This window comes from Halobaculum halobium, from assembly GCF_030127145.1.
Classification (GTDB): domain Archaea; phylum Halobacteriota; class Halobacteria; order Halobacteriales; family Haloferacaceae; genus Halobaculum; species Halobaculum halobium.
The window spans coordinates 1,031,556-1,046,542 of the sequence record NZ_CP126158.1; the positions used below are offsets into that span (position 1 = coordinate 1,031,556).

General features: G+C 70.1%; 16 protein-coding genes. 9 read left to right on the top strand and 7 right to left on the bottom strand.

Annotated elements, in window-relative coordinates; all coding sequences use genetic code 11:
• Positions 1–22: 22 nt before the first annotated feature.
• Entirely contained in the window at positions 23–1,240 is a 1,218-nt protein-coding gene (locus P0Y41_RS05450) for an LEA/WHy family protein (RefSeq protein WP_284062954.1), read from the bottom strand.
• A gap of 152 nt (positions 1,241–1,392) precedes the next feature.
• Between P0Y41_RS05450 and P0Y41_RS05455 the strand changes: the two genes are divergently transcribed.
• The 4 genes from P0Y41_RS05455 to P0Y41_RS05470 all read left to right on the top strand — a co-directional run bounded on the left by P0Y41_RS05455 (position 1,393) and on the right by P0Y41_RS05470 (position 3,349).
• Entirely contained in the window at positions 1,393–1,578 is a 186-nt protein-coding gene (locus P0Y41_RS05455) for a DUF7525 family protein (protein WP_284062955.1), read from the top strand.
• Positions 1,579–1,665: 87 nt separating this feature from the next.
• Complete coding sequence (locus tag P0Y41_RS05460) at positions 1,666–1,890, top strand: DUF7123 family protein (protein WP_284062956.1); 225 nt, start codon at positions 1,666–1,668, stop codon at positions 1,888–1,890.
• A 206-nt stretch (positions 1,891–2,096) separates the two neighbouring features.
• Positions 2,097–2,525: an SRPBCC family protein gene (locus P0Y41_RS05465; protein ID WP_284062957.1), complete on the top strand. Its 429-nt coding sequence runs from the start codon at positions 2,097–2,099 to the stop codon at positions 2,523–2,525.
• A complete protein-coding gene (locus tag P0Y41_RS05470) occupies positions 2,522–3,349 on the top strand; it encodes a nitrilase-related carbon-nitrogen hydrolase (protein ID WP_284062958.1) in 828 nt (275 codons plus the stop codon). Before P0Y41_RS05465 ends, P0Y41_RS05470 begins: the two co-directional genes overlap by 4 nt.
• A gap of 44 nt (positions 3,350–3,393) precedes the next feature.
• Here P0Y41_RS05470 and P0Y41_RS05475 read toward each other — a convergent pair whose 3' ends face one another.
• Positions 3,394–3,642 carry a hypothetical protein gene (locus tag P0Y41_RS05475; RefSeq protein WP_284062959.1) on the bottom strand — a complete coding sequence of 83 codons (249 nt, stop codon included), beginning with the start codon at positions 3,640–3,642 and terminating at the stop codon, positions 3,394–3,396.
• 833 nt (positions 3,643–4,475) lie between these two features.
• Positions 4,476–6,005 (bottom strand): aldehyde dehydrogenase family protein, encoded by a 1,530-nt coding sequence (locus P0Y41_RS05480; protein WP_284062960.1) that lies wholly within the window; start codon positions 6,003–6,005, stop codon positions 4,476–4,478.
• 203 nt (positions 6,006–6,208) lie between these two features.
• On the opposite strand from P0Y41_RS05480, the gene P0Y41_RS05485 reads away from it, so the two are divergent.
• Positions 6,209–6,667 carry a DUF4112 domain-containing protein gene (locus P0Y41_RS05485; RefSeq protein ID WP_284062961.1) on the top strand — a complete coding sequence of 153 codons (459 nt, stop codon included), beginning with the start codon at positions 6,209–6,211 and terminating at the stop codon, positions 6,665–6,667.
• A 54-nt stretch (positions 6,668–6,721) separates the two neighbouring features.
• Here P0Y41_RS05485 and P0Y41_RS05490 read toward each other — a convergent pair whose 3' ends face one another.
• Complete coding sequence (locus P0Y41_RS05490) at positions 6,722–7,573, bottom strand: RIO1 family regulatory kinase/ATPase domain-containing protein (RefSeq protein ID WP_284062962.1); 852 nt, start codon at positions 7,571–7,573, stop codon at positions 6,722–6,724.
• Positions 7,574–7,689: 116 nt separating this feature from the next.
• On the opposite strand from P0Y41_RS05490, the gene P0Y41_RS05495 reads away from it, so the two are divergent.
• Complete coding sequence (locus P0Y41_RS05495) at positions 7,690–8,829, top strand: acyl-CoA dehydrogenase family protein (RefSeq protein WP_284062963.1); 1,140 nt, start codon at positions 7,690–7,692, stop codon at positions 8,827–8,829.
• A 219-nt stretch (positions 8,830–9,048) separates the two neighbouring features.
• Complete coding sequence (locus P0Y41_RS05500; RefSeq protein ID WP_284062964.1) at positions 9,049–11,292, top strand: histidine kinase N-terminal 7TM domain-containing protein; 2,244 nt, start codon at positions 9,049–9,051, stop codon at positions 11,290–11,292.
• An 84-nt stretch (positions 11,293–11,376) separates the two neighbouring features.
• Here the strand turns inward: P0Y41_RS05500 and P0Y41_RS05505 are convergent, their stop codons facing one another.
• Complete coding sequence (locus P0Y41_RS05505; protein WP_284062965.1) at positions 11,377–11,748, bottom strand: DUF8048 family protein; 372 nt, start codon at positions 11,746–11,748, stop codon at positions 11,377–11,379.
• A 71-nt stretch (positions 11,749–11,819) separates the two neighbouring features.
• On the opposite strand from P0Y41_RS05505, the gene P0Y41_RS05510 reads away from it, so the two are divergent.
• Entirely contained in the window at positions 11,820–12,680 is an 861-nt protein-coding gene (locus P0Y41_RS05510) for a sugar phosphate isomerase/epimerase family protein (RefSeq protein WP_284062966.1), read from the top strand.
• Complete coding sequence (locus tag P0Y41_RS05515; RefSeq protein ID WP_284062967.1) at positions 12,677–13,624, top strand: carbohydrate kinase family protein; 948 nt, start codon at positions 12,677–12,679, stop codon at positions 13,622–13,624. Before P0Y41_RS05510 ends, P0Y41_RS05515 begins: the two co-directional genes overlap by 4 nt.
• A gap of 29 nt (positions 13,625–13,653) precedes the next feature.
• Here the strand turns inward: P0Y41_RS05515 and P0Y41_RS05520 are convergent, their stop codons facing one another.
• Together P0Y41_RS05520 and P0Y41_RS05525 are read right to left on the bottom strand one after the other, a co-directional pair.
• Positions 13,654–13,878 carry a hypothetical protein gene (locus P0Y41_RS05520; RefSeq protein ID WP_284062968.1) on the bottom strand — a complete coding sequence of 75 codons (225 nt, stop codon included), beginning with the start codon at positions 13,876–13,878 and terminating at the stop codon, positions 13,654–13,656.
• 298 nt (positions 13,879–14,176) lie between these two features.
• Complete coding sequence (locus P0Y41_RS05525; RefSeq protein ID WP_284062969.1) at positions 14,177–14,968, bottom strand: MFS transporter; 792 nt, start codon at positions 14,966–14,968, stop codon at positions 14,177–14,179.
• Positions 14,969–14,987: the final 19 nt, after the last annotated feature.

The following is a 14,987-nucleotide window of genomic DNA, read 5'->3' on the forward strand; positions in this document are numbered from 1 at the left end:
CCTCGGGAAGCGGGAACCCCGATCAGAAGAGGCCGTCGTCGGTCTCCGTTCCGTCTGGCGTGCTCGTCGGCGTCGCGGTCGGCGTTGCCGTCGGCGTCGCCGTCGAGTCGCCGCCCGAGGTGCCGGTGCCCGTCGCGGTCCCCGTCGGCGTGTCGGTCGCAGTGTCGTCGCCGTCGCCGGAGTCGCTGCCCTCGTCTGAGCCGGCAGCGTCGTCGGAGCCATCCACGTCGTCGGAGCCATCCACGTCGTCGCCCGGCTCAGCGGGTTTCGTGCCGAAGACGTCGGTCTCGACCGTCCGCTGGTAGCTGTCGAGTTCGAGACGCTGCTCGCCGCCGCCACCATTCGAGAGGTCGATCACGAGGTAGAACGGCATCCGCAGATCGGTTACCTGGTTCCGCTGGAGGTGCGAAACCCACCACTCGTCAAGTTTCTGCGTTCGGATCGCGGTTGTCGCCTCGACGGCGACCGTCTCGCCTGGGGCGATAGTCGTGGTGCGGGCGGCCTCGCCGCTCCCCATCGTGACGTTGTTCATGTAGATGTCGTAGCCGATCTCGGAGACGACGATCGGGTACTGCTTGGGGTTGTGAAGGTACAGCGTCATCTCGACTTCCGTCGTGGAGTCGTTGACCGTTCCCCAGTCGGCGTCCGTGCGTTCGAGGACCAACACGGGGTCCGAGACGACGGGCGAGCTCGCGTTCAGCGGCTTCGCCTCGTCGGTGCGAAACGCCTCGATGACGGAGGTGTTCACGTCGCGAGACACCTGCGTCGAGTAGCTTCGACCCAGTGTCGACGAGGCCGCTTCGGCGTCGACTCGCAGGTCGGTGTGTTCGTCGTTGCGAACGTGGCTCACCCACCACGCGGGGATCTTCGAGTTGTCTAACTCGGTGGTGAACGGGACCGACGTGTTGCCAGTGGCGACCGAGACGCCCTCCTTGGTCCCGTTCGCCATCGAGATGTCGTTCATCGAGACGCCGTAGTCGATCGTCACGCCGCCGAGCGTGACGCCGAGCGGGTTCGGATTGGTCACCGTCAGGTCGCTTTCGATCACGGTGGTCTCGTTGGTCACCTCGCCGAACCGGTTCTCGACCCCGCCGACCGACGGGGCGCCGATGACCCCGAGCGCGAACGCCCCGCCGACGGATCCGCCGAGGACGAGCAGCGCGACGAGCACGGTTCTGACGGTCGAGAGACCGCGATCTGTTCCCCCAGGTGTCGGATCGCGTTCCGACGATGAGCGCATTACCGACGTCGTATCGGTCCCCCGAACATATACGATCCGACCGAGCACGACGCGAGAGAACGCGTCGACTGCCGGCCGGATGCGACCGGGGGCGCCCGGGCGACGTGTCCGGCATCCGCAAGCGTTAGGTGCGCTCCGTCGGAGCGACGGGTATGGAAACCGAGACTCTCGAAAGCGACAAGGCGATCGGCGTCTCGCTGGTGTTCGGCGCGCTCGCCGTCGTCGGCGCGGGATTCATGTTCGCCGGCGCCTCGCAGATCGTGATGGCCTGGGGGTTCGCGCTAGCGATGACGGCGGCGATCCTGGCTGTCGTCGCGGTCCAGGCGTTCGACGTCTGACGCGCGCGACCACGTCCCCGGTCGACCGCCGAAAGCAGTGTGAGGGAAGCGTTAAGGACGCGCACACCCAACGCTACGATAGTACAAATGACGGAGTACACCGACGAGGAGAAGCGCATCCTCGCGTACCTGCGCGACAGCGTCTCCCGGGGGGAGGAGTACTTCCGGGCGAAGAACATCGCGGAGGCCATCGGCCTCTCCGCCAAGCAGGTCGGTACCCGACTTCCGACGCTCGCCGAGAAGGCCGAGGAGGTCGACATCGAAAAGTGGGGTCGCGCCCGCTCGACCACCTGGCGCGTCGAACTCTCGTAGGCGTCCGCGCTCGGAACGCGCTCCGCTCCGAAAGCCCTCACACGGCCCAGAATACCCCGCGAGCCACTGCCTCTCACGTCCTCGCCCGCACAGCCGCGCCGTCGCGAGTCCGGGCGACGCGCGACGGGCCGAGACGATCGGCTTCGGAACCGCGGCCGCCGGCCGAACCCTCCCGTTTTTTCGCCCCGCGCCCGTACGTCGGTTCGATGACCGTGCGTGTACGCCGGGAGTTCGTCTTCGACGCCGACCCGGAGGACGTCTGGGCGTTCATTTCCGACCCGGCCAAACGTGCCGGGGCCATAAGCGTCGTCGACGAGTACGAGGTGGCGGATGACGGGACCGCGACGTGGCACGTCCGCCTGCCGATCCCGGTGATCCGATCGAGCATCGCCGTCGACACTGAGGAGGTGCGAAAGGAGCCGCCGACGTACGTCAAGTTCGTCGGGAAGTCGCGGGCGTTCCGCGTGACCGGCGAACACACCGTCTCGGAGACCGACGACGGACGCGCTCGCCTCGTCAACGAGTTCGTCGTCGACGGTCGGCTCCCGGGCGTCGAGTCGTTCTTCGAGCGGAAGTTCAGCGACGAGTTGGACAACCTCGAACGTGCGCTGGAGCGGGAACTGGGGCTCGCATGAAACTCGCCCTCGCGCAGATCGAGGTCCGGGCGGCCGACTGGGACGCCAACAGGAGGCGCGCGCTGGCCGCGGTCGCCGACGCCGCCGACCGCGGGGCGGACCTGGTCGCGCTCCCGGAGCTGTGGAACGTCGGCTACTTCGCCTTCGAGGCGTACGAGCGCGGTGCCGAGTCGCTGTCGGGCCCGACCCTTACCAGCCTCGCCGAGGCCGCCAGCGATCACGACGTCGCGGTGCTCGCCGGGTCAGTCGTCGAGGATCTCGCCGAGAGCGCCGCCGCCGGCGTGGAAGTACCCGCCGACGACGGCCTCGCGAACACTGCCGTCCTGTTCGACTCCGACGGGACCCGCCGCGCCGTGTACCGGAAACACCACTTGTTCGGTTACGGGTCCGCGGAGACGCGACTGCTCACGCCCGGTGAGGCGCTGCCGGTCGTCGACCTGCTGGGCGTTCGCATCGGGGTGACGACGTGTTACGATCTCCGCTTCCCCGAACAGTTCCGCGCGCTCGCTGACGGCGGTGACGACCGAGACGGCGTCGACCTCGTGCTCGTCCCCAGCGCGTGGCCGTACCCGCGAGTCGAACACTGGCGGACGCTCCCGCGTGCGCGCGCCATCGAAAATCTCGCGTACGTCGCGGCGGTGAACGGCTCGGGGAGCTTCGAGGAGGCGGATCTCCTCGGCCGTTCCACCGTGTATGACCCGTGGGGGACGACGCTGGCGTCGACCGGCGACGAACCGGCGCTCGTCACCGCAGAAATTGAGCCCGGCCGCGTCGCGGGCGTGCGCGAGGAGTTCCCCGCGCTGCGCGACAGGCGAGACTACTGAGGAACCGACGACGAGGTCAGAAGCGTGGGCCGTGGTCGCGCCGGCTACTCGACGTAGTGGACGAACACCGTCCGCCCTCCGTCGAGCAGTTGGCTGAGGCGCTCGCGGGCGTCCGGCGCCACGTCGACGTGCACGAGCGGGACCTCCTCGACGCGCAGCAGCGTCCCGGCTCCGTCGTCGGATCCGACGGGGTCCCCGGGGTCCCCGAGTCGGCGGTGATCGACGATCCGGCGCGGCGGAGACAGCAGGTCCTCGGCACCGCCGAGCAGTGCCTCGGCCCTGAGGCGAGCCATACCAAACGGTCCCGGCGTGTGAGTATAACCGTTACCGTCGCACCGACGTTCGCCGACCGGTGCCGGAGCATTTATCCCGGTAAGTGAGATATCATTCAGTGCCGGCGAACCGACGCTTTTCTCGTCGTAAGCTGGCACACGAAAGATCCGCGCCGCCGCACTCGACGCGACTGCGCGCGCCCGCTCCGCGGTCAGGGGTCCACCGCACCGGGCGCGCGCACCCACCGCCTCCCCACCCCCACCTTCGTTCGGTTCGACGCGCTCGCTCACACAGTCGAACCGCCGCGTCCGTCGCTCCCGCGTCGAAAATCGGATCCGATAATTCGGACCGAGCGTTGAAGTAACGAACGCGCCCCGGTAGTGACACCGCGGGACCGAATCCTGTTCGGACACACCCCCCAGCGTGTCCGAGCACGCCGGCCGTCTCGGTCGGTCCGGTTCGGCTTCGCGGGCAGGGGACAACGCGTCCCCAGCGAATCGGGGCCCCCAGCGCGACGGCGAGTTCGCCTATCCGCGCGGGTCGGCCGGAGCAACTCCCGCTCCCACTCCCGCTCCGGCCTCACGGCCCCGGAAACGCCTAGAACGCGCGGTCAGACCCGGCGGCGTCGCGACGCAGATACTCCACCACCGCGTCGCACTCGGCGGCTCACGCCGCCGTCGGTCGCCATCGCGACGGGAGCGGTATTCACGCAACGCAGTGACGACGTCGGAGACACCCCAGCGCGGGAGCATCGAACCCGGCCCGAACCGTTCGGGGACCGCCGCGCGAACCGCCGGAGCACTCTCGCCGTCCGATCGGAAGCCGCCGCCGAACTCTTCAGCCGCGTTCGTCTTCAGTCGTCTTTGGTCTTGATGTCGGCCGAGAGCCCCTGTGCCATCTCGATGTCTTTGGAGTTGTTGAGCGTCCAGGCAGTCCGCTCGGTCACCGCTTCGATTACCTCCCGCGCCGACGGGTATCCGTTTCCGGATTTCTTCACGCCGCCGAACGGGAGGTGCACCTCCGCGCCGATGCACGGCAGGTTCCCGTACGCCAGGCCGATCTCGGCGTTGTCCCGGAAGTAGTTGATCTGCCGGTAGTCCTCCGAGATGATCGCGCCCGCGAGGCCGTAGTCGGTGTCGTTGTGGATGTCGACCGCCTCCTCGATGTCGCCGCTGTACTTCAGCAGGGCGACGTGCGGGCCGAAGACCTCCTCGTGGGTGCACCGCAGGTCCTCGTGGGGGTCCGCCTCGTACACGAACGGCCCCACCCAGTGGCCCTCCTCGTGGCCCTCGGGAATCTCCGAATCGTCCAGTTCCTCGCGGTCGACCAGCACGGTCACGCCCTCGTCTTTCGCGAGTTGGTTGTACTGCGAGACCTTCTGTTTGTGCTCGGGTTCGATGAGCGGGCCCATGAACGTGTTCTCGTCCAGCGGGTCGCCCACCGCGACGTTCTGTGCGTTCTCGACGAAGCGCTCCTTGAACTCGTCGTACACGTCCTCGTGGACCACGATGCGCTCGCTCGACACACAGCGCTGGCCCGTCGTCTTGAAGGAGGACATCGTCGCGGAGTGGACCGCCGTGTCGAGGTCAGCGTTCTCGGTGACGACGATGTTGTTTTTCCCGCCCATCTCACAGGCCGCGAGCTTGCCCGGCTCGCCGCCGACCTTGCTGGCGATCTTGTGGCCGACCTCGGCCGACCCCGTGAACAGGACGGTGTCGACGCGGTCGTCCTCGACGATGGCGTTGCCCGCGTCGCCGAAGCCTTGCACGAGGTTGAACACGCCGTCCGGGACGCCCGCGTCCTCGAACATCTCCGCGAGGATCTGCGCACACCAGGGCGTCTGCTCGGCGGGCTTGAACACGACCGTGTTGCCCTCGACGAGCGCGACGGCCATGTGCCAGAACGGAATGGCGACCGGGAAGTTCCACGGGGTGATACAGCCGACCACGCCCCGGGGCTTCCGGCGCATGTAGGCGTCTTTGCTGGGGATTTCGGAGGGAACGACATCGCCCTTGGGGTGGCGAGCGTCGCCGGCGGCCCACTCGACCATGTGCCACGCCTCGGTCACGTCCGCTTTCCCTTCGGAGATCTCTTTGCCGCACTCCATGGTGACGATCTCGCCGAGCTCTTGATGGCGCTCTTTGAGTTCGTGGTAGATGTCCCAGAGGTACTCGGCGCGGTCGATGTGAGAGAGTTCTTTCCACTCTTCGAAGGCGTCGTCGGCGGCCGCGACCGCGCGGTCGACGTCGGCCTCAGTGCCGCGGCGGAACTTGCCTAATTCGTCGCCGTTGGCGGGATTCTCGCTGGTGAACGTCTCCTCGCCCGTCCCGTCGGTCCACTCACCGTCGATGTAGTGCTGGTAGACGTCGTCGTCTCGGCTCATGGGCAAATCTTGCGTCACCGGCGTCATATAGGTGCGGGAAGTCGGCCGCCGATCCGGAACGGTCCTGCCTTCGGGGCCGGGTTTCGTCGGGGGAATCCCGTGACGTGGCGGGAGAGGGTCCCGCGGGCGCCGTCGTCACCCCGGATTCCGGTCGGCTCGTCACCGCCGCAAGACCCTTTCCTCGTCGTCGTCTCCCCACGACTATGACCGACCCCGAGTCGCTCACGATGGATCTGCCCGAATCGGCCGACGAACCGGCGCTGCGGCGCGTGAAGACCGTCGCCCGCGTGATGGACGAGGCGGTCGAGATCCCGGGGACCGGGATCCGCGTCGGGCTCGACCCCGTGCTCGGCGTGGTACCCGGCGCCGGCGACGCCGTCGCCGCGAGTATCTCGCTATACGTCGTCGCCGAGGCCGCCTACCTCGGCGTCCCGCTGTCGACGGTGGTCCGCATGCTCGCGAACGTCACCGCCGACGCAGTGCTCGGGTCGATCCCCGTCGTCGGGCCGGTGTTCGACACGTTCCTCAAGGCGAACAAATGGAACGTCTCCTACATCGAGGAGTTCGTCGCCGACGCCGGCGACGACGACGTTGAAGGCGCCGTCGACGCGCCCGCCGACGAGGATGACGGGCCCGTCACCATCGAGATCGCCGAGGAGTGAATCCGCGCGGTCGGGACCGCACCGTGTGTCGGCTTTCTTCGGTCGGTCGACCCCCTACGGCTCGCGGCGGTCGCCGTCTCCGCTCGCGACCGCACTACGTTCGGCCGCGCGTTTCTCGATCTCCCCTTTCAGTCCCGGTCCGTCGAAGTCGTGGTCCGGGCGGATGGCGACGAAATCCAGGTACTCGCGCGCGGCGAGCACGTCTTCGAGCGGGTACGCCGACAACGCCGCCCCGACCGCGTCGGCGGCGCCGATCAGCGGCTCCAGCGCCGCCAGCCCGCACGCGAGGTCGTACTCGCGGGCATCGAGCACGCCCGGCTCCCGGACGCTCGTCGCGTCGATGAAGAAGAGGTCGCCGTCGAGGATGAGCACGTTCTCCGCGCGCAAGTCGCCGTGGGCGAGACCGTTGTCGTGCAGACAGCGCAGCGCGCAGAACAGCTCCGGTGCGAGCTCGCGCTCGGCGTCGGCGTCGAGCTCGTCGAGGGGGCGAAACGCCGGGAGATACTCGACGACGAGCACTCCGAGGCCGTCGATCTCCAGCGCCTCCACCGGCTCGGGGGCGTTCACGCCGATGGCGCGCATCTCCTCGGTCGCCTCCAACTCGTGGCGCGCCATCTCCGCGGGCGTGCCGAAGTGCGCGAAGAAACCCTCGGTGCCGGAGGCGAACGCGCCGGCGTTGCGCCCGGCGGTGAACAGCGCGTGCACGACGGAGTTCTGCCGGCTCACCACTTTCACGAAGTAGTCGTCGCCGCCGGCGTGCAAGATGAACGGCGTCGACAGCCAGTTGTCGGCGTTGAGGAACTCCACGCGTGCGCTCCCGCCGCCGTAGCGGTCGGCGAGGACGCGCGCGACCGCCTCCAGCCGGTCCCACTCGACGGTCCCGCGGAGGAGCCGCTGGAAGTCCATGGACTCGAAGGTAGTCGTCGGGCGGTGATAAATCGTTGCGAGAGAACCGTCCGCGGATATTGCACCGACCGAAAGCCATCGAAACAGGTATTTCGGGGGGAGCCCGTGCTTCGTTCATGAACTTTGATCTACCCGCGGAACACCGGATGATCCGGGATCAGGTGCGGGAGTTCTGTGAGGAGGAGATCGCTCCCATCGCCCAGGAGATCGAAGACGAACACCGCTTCCCCGAGGAGATATTCGACCAGCTCGGGCAGCTCGACATGATGGGCGTCCCGATCTCCGAGGAGTACGGCGGGCTCGGCGGCGACACCCTGCTGTACGCGGTCGTCGCCGAGGAACTCGGGCGCGTCTCCGGCGGCGTCGGGCTCTCGTACGTGGCACACACCTCGCTGGGCGCCAAGCCGATCGAGCTGTTCGGCACCGACGGGCAGAAGGAGGAGTGGCTCCGGCCGCTGGCGGAGGGCGAGGAGATGGGTGCGTGGGCGCTCACCGAGCCCGGCTCGGGATCGGACGCCTCCGACATGGACACCACCGCGGAGAGAGACGGCGACGAGTACGTCCTGAACGGCACGAAGCAGTTCATCACGAACGCCAGCGTCGCCAACTCCGTTCTCGTGAAGGCCGTCACCGACTCCGACGCCGGCTACGACGGCATCTCGACGTTCATCGTCGACCCCGACGACGCCGGCTTCGAAGTGACGACCGTCTGGGACAAGATGGGACTCAACTGCTCCCCGACCTGCGAGATCCAGCTGGACGACGTGCGGATCCCGGAGGAGCGTCTTCTCGGCGAGGAAGGCGAGGGATGGACGCAGACGATGAAGACGCTGGAGGGCGGTCGCATCTCCATCGCCGCGCTGTCGACGGGGCTCGCGCAGGGCGCCTACGAGGCGGCCAAGGAGTATTCCGGGGAGCGCGAGCAGTTCGGCAAGCCGATCTCGAAGTTCGACGCCGTCCGCGACATGGTCGTCGATATGCACCGAAAGACCGAGCGCGCGCGGCTGCTCACCCACAAGGCGGCGGCGAAATACGACGCCGGCGAGTCCGTGACGCGCGCGTCCGCGCTCGCGAAGCTCGACGCCAGCGAGGCCGCCCGCGAGGTCGCCGAGGACTCGGTTCAGGTCCACGGCGGCTACGGCTACACCACCGACTTCCCACCCCAGCGGTTCTACCGCGACGCGAAGCTGATGGAGATCGGCGAGGGGACCAGCGAGATCCAGCATCTCATCATCGGTCGCGAACTCGGCCTCTAGCCTGACGGGCGTTAACAGGGCGATCGAGTGCGCGAGGCGCCGTCGACCGACCGATTGGAGGCCGCGACGCGAACGGGAAGCGAACGCGGGAGAGCGTTCGAGCGGAATCAGTGGGAGCCGGCGTCTCGTCGTCGATCGCGACCACGGACGTAATCCGATCTGATAATTCAGGAGCGGGGTTTATATTCAGCGTCCGATCAGTCGGATCTACCTACCGGCATGGTCACCGACTTAGCTATTCTCCCCGTCGCCGCATTCGGCTCCGCACTGGTGGCGGCCGCTGCGGGGGGGCTCGCGTACGTTCGAACTCGCGAGCGGACGGACCACGCCGGCGCCGCCATCGCCGCGACGCTTGGACTCGTCGCCACGTGGGCGACCGCGTTCGGTCTCCAGTTACTGGCCGGAACGACAGCCGCGGGTCCGGGACTGCTCACGCTGAAGTGGCTCGTCGCCGCGCCCGTGGCCACCACGTCGCTGCTGTTCGCGATCACGTACGCCGGCTACGGCGAGTGGCTGACGCCGCCGCGTATCGCCGCGCTCGCCGTCGAGCCAGCGCTCGCCGGTGCGCTGGCCGTGGTGAACCCCGGTGGTATCTTCTTCGCCGGGAGCGATCTGCGGACCGTCCGCGGGGTGACCGTCCTCGTCGCCGACCCCGGGCCGGCGCTCGTCGCACACGTCGCGTACGGAGTGCTCGCCACGGTGGTGTTCGTCTCGCTGTTGGGGCGGATCGCAGTGCGCTCGTCCGGCACGTATCGCACGCAGGCGGCCGTGCTGTGCCTCGGAACGACGACCCCCGCCGTGACCGCCACGCTGTTCGTCCTCCGGCCGCCGTGGGCGCCGCCGTTCGACACGACGCCGCTCGGGTTCGGCGCGGTGAGCCTGCTGTTGCTGGTCGCGATGGCTCGATTCAACCTCTTCGACGTGGCGTCTGTCGCCCACCAGACGGTGTTCGCCGGACTCGACGACGCGATCGTCGTCGTCGACGAGGACGGGCGGGTGCTCGAGACGAACCCTTCCGCCCGCGACGCGTTCGGGCTCGACCCCGACGCGGTCGGCGCGGACGCCGAGCGCGTGCTGCCGGACGCAGTCGTCGAAACCGACCTGCTCGACGGCGGCGACGCCGAGGTCATGCTCGACGGCGACGGGGACGGGACCCCCCTCGACGCCGAGGGCATGGCGTTCGGCGACCCGTCGACGGACCCGACGTATTTCGAGGCGACCTGCGAGTCGCTCGGGCGCGAGGGGCTCCGGCTGCTCGTGTTCCGCGACGTGAGCCAGCGAACGGAGATGCAGCGACGCTACCGGGCGTACGTCGAGCACTCCGAGGACATCGTCGCGGTCACGGACGCCGACGGCGTCTTCGAATACGTCAGCCCCGCCGTCGAGACCGTGCTCGGCTACGATCCCGAGCGGCTCGAAGGCGGCGTGTTCACCGACTACGTCCACCCGGACGACCGCCGGTCGGTCGCCGAACCGTTCGCCGAGAGCCTGCATCGCCCCGGCGAGCGCGTCCGCCTCTCCTGTCGGATCGAGCACCGAGACGGCGGGTGGCGAATCCTCGACGGCGTCGGGGTGAACCGGTTCGACGATCCCCACATCGGCGGGTACCTGTTGACCCTCCGAGACGAGACGCGTCGGGACCGATACGAACAGCGGCTGCACGTGCTGACGCGCGTCCTCAGACACGACCTCCGCAACGAGCTCAACGTCGTGCACGGGTACGCGGACGTGATCGAGACTACCGGCGACGACGAGACGGCAGACTACGCCGAGCGTATCCAACGATCGGCCGAGCGCCTCGCCTCCCTGGGAACCCGCGTTCGCGGCATCGACCAGACGCTGCGTCGGACTGACCACGGCGGCCGGCCGGTCGACGTGACGCGCGTCGTCCGCGAGGTGCTCGAGCGCGCCCGCGATCGGTTCCCGGAGATGACGGTGACCGTCGAAACCGACGACGGCGACGCGATCGCGTACGCCGACGAACTGCTCGCAACTGCGGTGTGGAACGTCGTGGAGAACGCCAGCCACCACCGCGAGGGCGACCAGACCCGGGTGGCGGTCACGCTGTCCGCCGGCTGCGACACGGTCGAACTCCGGATCGCGGACGACGGACCCGGGATCCCCGCAGAGGACCGCGAGGCCGTCGAGTCGGGCCACGAGACGCAGCTTCGCCACGCCAGCGGGCTCGGCCTCTGGCTCGTCAGGTGGATCGTCGACGGCGTCGACGGCGAACTCTCGTTCGTCGACGGCGCCGACGCCGACGCCGAGCCGATCGACGACGTAGGGACGGTCGTCGTCCTTCGCCTGCGCGCGGCGGAGGGAGAGTCGGTGACGACGACGCCCGTCGAACAGATGGCGCCGTGGGGCGTCGCCAGCGCGGGCGCCGAAGGAGGCGACGACCGAGGCGACGACGCGGGGGCGTTCGGGGAGCCGGTCGCACCGCAGCCGTCTCGCGACGACTGATCACGGCCCGCGTGTCGCGGGCGTGCGACGACCGCGCCGGGAGCGTGACCCCGACGCTGGACCGGTTGCGAGCGGCGACGTCGCCTACGGCGCCGCAACGAACACCAGCGGCTCCCAGCCACCCCGCTCGTCCGGAGTCAACTCGGTACCCGCAGTGAACGCCCGGTCGTGGACCGCCCGCGCGGCCGCGAGGTCGGCCGCGGACGAGTCGAGCGTCGCGGCGAACTCCCGCCACACGTGCGGCGGGACGAGGAGGAAGTACGTTCGGCCGTGGCGACGCACGAGCGGGTCGTACTCGAACGCCCGCCGGTACTCGAAGACGAGGTCTGCGACCCCCGGGTACGCGCGAACGTCCGCCTGCATCGTAGCTACCGCCTCCCGTACCGCGGACTCGTCGACGCCGGCGGCCGCCGCCGCGTCCGCGACGTGGGACGCGAGCGGCCCGAGATCGTCCATACGCCACGCTCCGGCCCGCGTGGGCATGAGCGATGCGGTGGGTCGAAGTGCCGACGGGGGCTACGAGCCGTATGGACGCCGACATCGGGTTCGTCACCCAACTCGGGATGGACCACCAGGAGGCGGTCGCGACGGCGGCCGATCACGGCTACGACTACGTCGAGGTGATGCTCGACGGCGCGGGCGCGCGGAACCGACTCGCCCCGCGTCGCGACGAACTCCGGGCCGCGCTGGCCGACCGCGGGATCGACTGCACGGTCCACCTCCCGTTCGGCTCGATCGACCCCGGCTCCCCGTTCGACGCGGTTCGATCCGGCGCCGTCGCCGAGCTGGAGGCGCACCTCGACCTCGCGGCGGATCTCGGGGCGGCGAAGGCGACGGTGCACCCGACGACGGACGCGTGGGGACCCGCCCACGACGACGAGACGGTCGGCGACGCCGTCGTCGAGTCGGTCCGCCGCCTCGACGCGTACGCCGCCGACCGCGGCGTAGAGCTGGTGGCCGAAAACATCCCGAAGGGCCGCTTCGACACGAACCGGATCGGCGAACTGCTCGACCGCACCGACGTGTCGATGTGCCTCGACACCGGCCACGCCCGCGTCGACGGTCGCGACGACGGCGGCATCGCGGCGCTGATCGACGAGCGCGCCGACCGGATCTCGCATTTCCACCTGAACGACGTGCGCGGCCCGAGCGACGAACACCTCCCCATCGGCGCCGGGTTCGTCGACTTCGCGCGGCTGTTTCGGGCGCTCCCGGACGACTGGACGGGGACGCTCTCGGCGGAGGTGTTCACCCGCGACGCCGGCTATCTCGGCCACAGCCTCGACCGGGTCAAAGAGTCGCTTTCGGCGGCCGAGGCCGACGATCCCCACGACGTCAACGGAACCGGCTCCAGCGGAACCGGCGGCGACACCGAGGTGGGCGAGTGAGCCGACTCGTCGTCGGCGAGTGTATCGTCGACCTCCATCCCGAGGGGGCCGAGTCGGGCGCCCACGGCGACGCCGGGACGTATATCAGACGGCCCGGCGGTGCGCCCGCGAACGTCGCCGTCGGCCTCGCGCGCCTCGGCGAGGCGCCGGACCTGTGGACCAGACTGGGCCGGGACGGCTTCGGCGACTTCCTCGCGGAGACGCTCCGCGAGGAGCGAGTCCCCGACACCTACGTCGAGCGCGACCCCGACGCGCCGACGGGCCTCGCGGTCGTCGCGCTCGACGCCGACGGGGACCGGTCGTTCTCGCTGTACCTCGACGGCACCGCAAGCACAGGGCTGGAGCCGGGACGCGTCGGCGACGACGCGCTCGCGGCGGTCGACTGGCTCCACGTCGGCGGCGTCGAGCTCGCCCACGAGCCGGCGCGCTCGGCGGTGTTCGACCTGCTGGAGCGAACGCCCGACGCGGTGACCGTCTCGTTCGACCCGAACGCGCGTCCGTCGCTGTGGCGGGAATTCGACTACGCCGACACGCTCGCGCGGGCGCTCCCGAACGTGGACGTGCTCGTCGCGTCCGCGGAGGACCTCGACCCGGCGGGCTACGAGGGAACCGCCGAGACCGTCGCGTCCGCGGTCGTCGCCGACGGTCCTCACACCGCACTCGTCACCCGCGGCGCAGCGGGGGCGTACGCCCGCGCGACCGCCGACGCGCCGTGGGGCGCCGGCCACGCCGACCACCCCGGATTCGACGCCGGGGTGATCGACACGACCGGCGCGGGCGACGCGTTCACCGCCGGCGCGATCGAGGCGCTCGACGGCGGGGCGTCGCTCTCGGACGCGCTGCGCTTCGCGAACGCCGTCGGCGCACGCGCGACGACCGCCCAGGGGGCGATGGCCGCGCTGCCGAGGTGCGAGGAGGTCGACTCGTTCCTCGACGACCGGTAGCGGACGACTCTCGGGCGAGCGGCGGGACCTCACTGGCCGACGAGGACGCCAGCCAGCCCGACGAACACCAGCCCAGCCCCGAGCGAGAACGTCGGGAGGTAGCCCGCGACGCCCGCGATAACGCCCCCGAGCGCGGAGCCGACGGCCGTGGCGAGCCCGGCCGCCGCCGCCTGGACGCCGAGGGCGGCCCCCGAGTCGACTCGTCGGCGAGGCGGGCGACGATCCCGGCGGTCGTGACGGCGATGAACGCCCACGTCGCGCCGATGAGCCCGAACGCGAGCGCGTAGCCCGCCAGCGCCGGCGGCGCCGCCGTCGGGAGGGCGACGGCGACGATCGCGACACCCGGGAACAGCAGTCCCCGGCCGGCGAGCGCGCCCGCCTGGACGACCCGCGGGGCGTAGCGCCCGGCGAGGCGACCCGCCGGTCCGTAGCAGACCGCCGAGCCGAGGTTGCCCGCGAGGTAGACGCCGAACACCGCCCCGTCGTCGACGCGCTCGGCGAGGAACGCCGGCACCGGGCCCCAGAAGACGGCGAAGCCCAGCGAGAAGACGATCACCGCGAGGACGTACCGCCGCAGCGACGGAGAGAAGCGGGCGAGCGGGGACCGCCCTCCTCCGAGTTGACCGCCGGGCTGGCGCCCCGTCCGGAGCGCTCGAAGCTCCCAGAACACCCGCGCGGGACCGTAGAGACTCGCGCGGAGGTAGCGGCCGGCGCCCCAGTTCGCGTGGGGGAGCCGGGCGTACAGCCGGCGGAAGCGCTCGGCCGAGAGCGTCGACGGCTCCGGGTACCACACTCGCGCGAGCAGGAGCGCGGCCGTCGCGACGACCGCGAGGACGAAAAGAGGAGCCGCTGGCCCGCGAGCGGGTCGACGCCGAACCGAGGGACGACGAGCGTCCACGCGGTGCCGACGAGCAGGCCGGCGACCCAGCCGTACCCCTGCCAGGCGTTCAGCGAGGCGATGTGGCCGTCCCACTCGTCCACCGGCGCGCCCTCGACGACGATCAGGTTCAACACGGGGACCGCGGCGGCGACGACGAACCACAGCGCGGCGTTGAGCGCGAGCACGGTGACCGGCGTCGTCGCCAACGGGACGAGCGCGAGCACGCCCGCGGTCGCCCCGAGCGCGACGAGGACGAACGGGCGTCTGCGGTCCGTTCGGGCGGCCAGCGCCGCCCACGCGACGGCGCCCGGCACCCCGACGAGCGCCGCCGTCGCGGCGATCAGTCCGACGAAGGCGAGGCTGGCGTCCAGCGCGATGGCGTACAGCGGAACGAGCACGGAGGCGCCGCCGACGGCGGCGTAGCCCAGTCCCCACGCGAGCAGCCAGCGGCGGTTCCGGTCCACGGCCGCGGGTGTGTCGGGG

What these genes read in the sequence shown, in the direction of transcription:
- P0Y41_RS05470 (WP_284062958.1), top strand. Translation starts at nt 2,522, where the DNA reads ATGAAACTCGCCCTCGCGCAGATCGAGGTCCGGGCGGCCGACTGGGAC.
- P0Y41_RS05490 (WP_284062962.1), bottom strand. Translation starts at nt 7,573, where the DNA reads ATGGACTTCCAGCGGCTCCTCCGCGGGACCGTCGAGTGGGACCGGCTG.
- P0Y41_RS05460 (WP_284062956.1), top strand. Translation starts at nt 1,666, where the DNA reads ATGACGGAGTACACCGACGAGGAGAAGCGCATCCTCGCGTACCTGCGC.
- P0Y41_RS05505 (WP_284062965.1), bottom strand. Translation starts at nt 11,748, where the DNA reads ATGGACGATCTCGGGCCGCTCGCGTCCCACGTCGCGGACGCGGCGGCG.
- P0Y41_RS05510 (WP_284062966.1), top strand. Translation starts at nt 11,820, where the DNA reads ATGGACGCCGACATCGGGTTCGTCACCCAACTCGGGATGGACCACCAG.
- P0Y41_RS05475 (WP_284062959.1), bottom strand. Translation starts at nt 3,642, where the DNA reads ATGGCTCGCCTCAGGGCCGAGGCACTGCTCGGCGGTGCCGAGGACCTG.
- P0Y41_RS05485 (WP_284062961.1), top strand. Translation starts at nt 6,209, where the DNA reads ATGACCGACCCCGAGTCGCTCACGATGGATCTGCCCGAATCGGCCGAC.
- P0Y41_RS05455 (WP_284062955.1), top strand. Translation starts at nt 1,393, where the DNA reads ATGGAAACCGAGACTCTCGAAAGCGACAAGGCGATCGGCGTCTCGCTG.
- P0Y41_RS05480 (WP_284062960.1), bottom strand. Translation starts at nt 6,005, where the DNA reads ATGAGCCGAGACGACGACGTCTACCAGCACTACATCGACGGTGAGTGG.
- P0Y41_RS05495 (WP_284062963.1), top strand. Translation starts at nt 7,690, where the DNA reads ATGAACTTTGATCTACCCGCGGAACACCGGATGATCCGGGATCAGGTG.
- P0Y41_RS05450 (WP_284062954.1), bottom strand. Translation starts at nt 1,240, where the DNA reads ATGCGCTCATCGTCGGAACGCGATCCGACACCTGGGGGAACAGATCGC.
- P0Y41_RS05500 (WP_284062964.1), top strand. Translation starts at nt 9,049, where the DNA reads ATGGTCACCGACTTAGCTATTCTCCCCGTCGCCGCATTCGGCTCCGCA.
- P0Y41_RS05465 (WP_284062957.1), top strand. Translation starts at nt 2,097, where the DNA reads ATGACCGTGCGTGTACGCCGGGAGTTCGTCTTCGACGCCGACCCGGAG.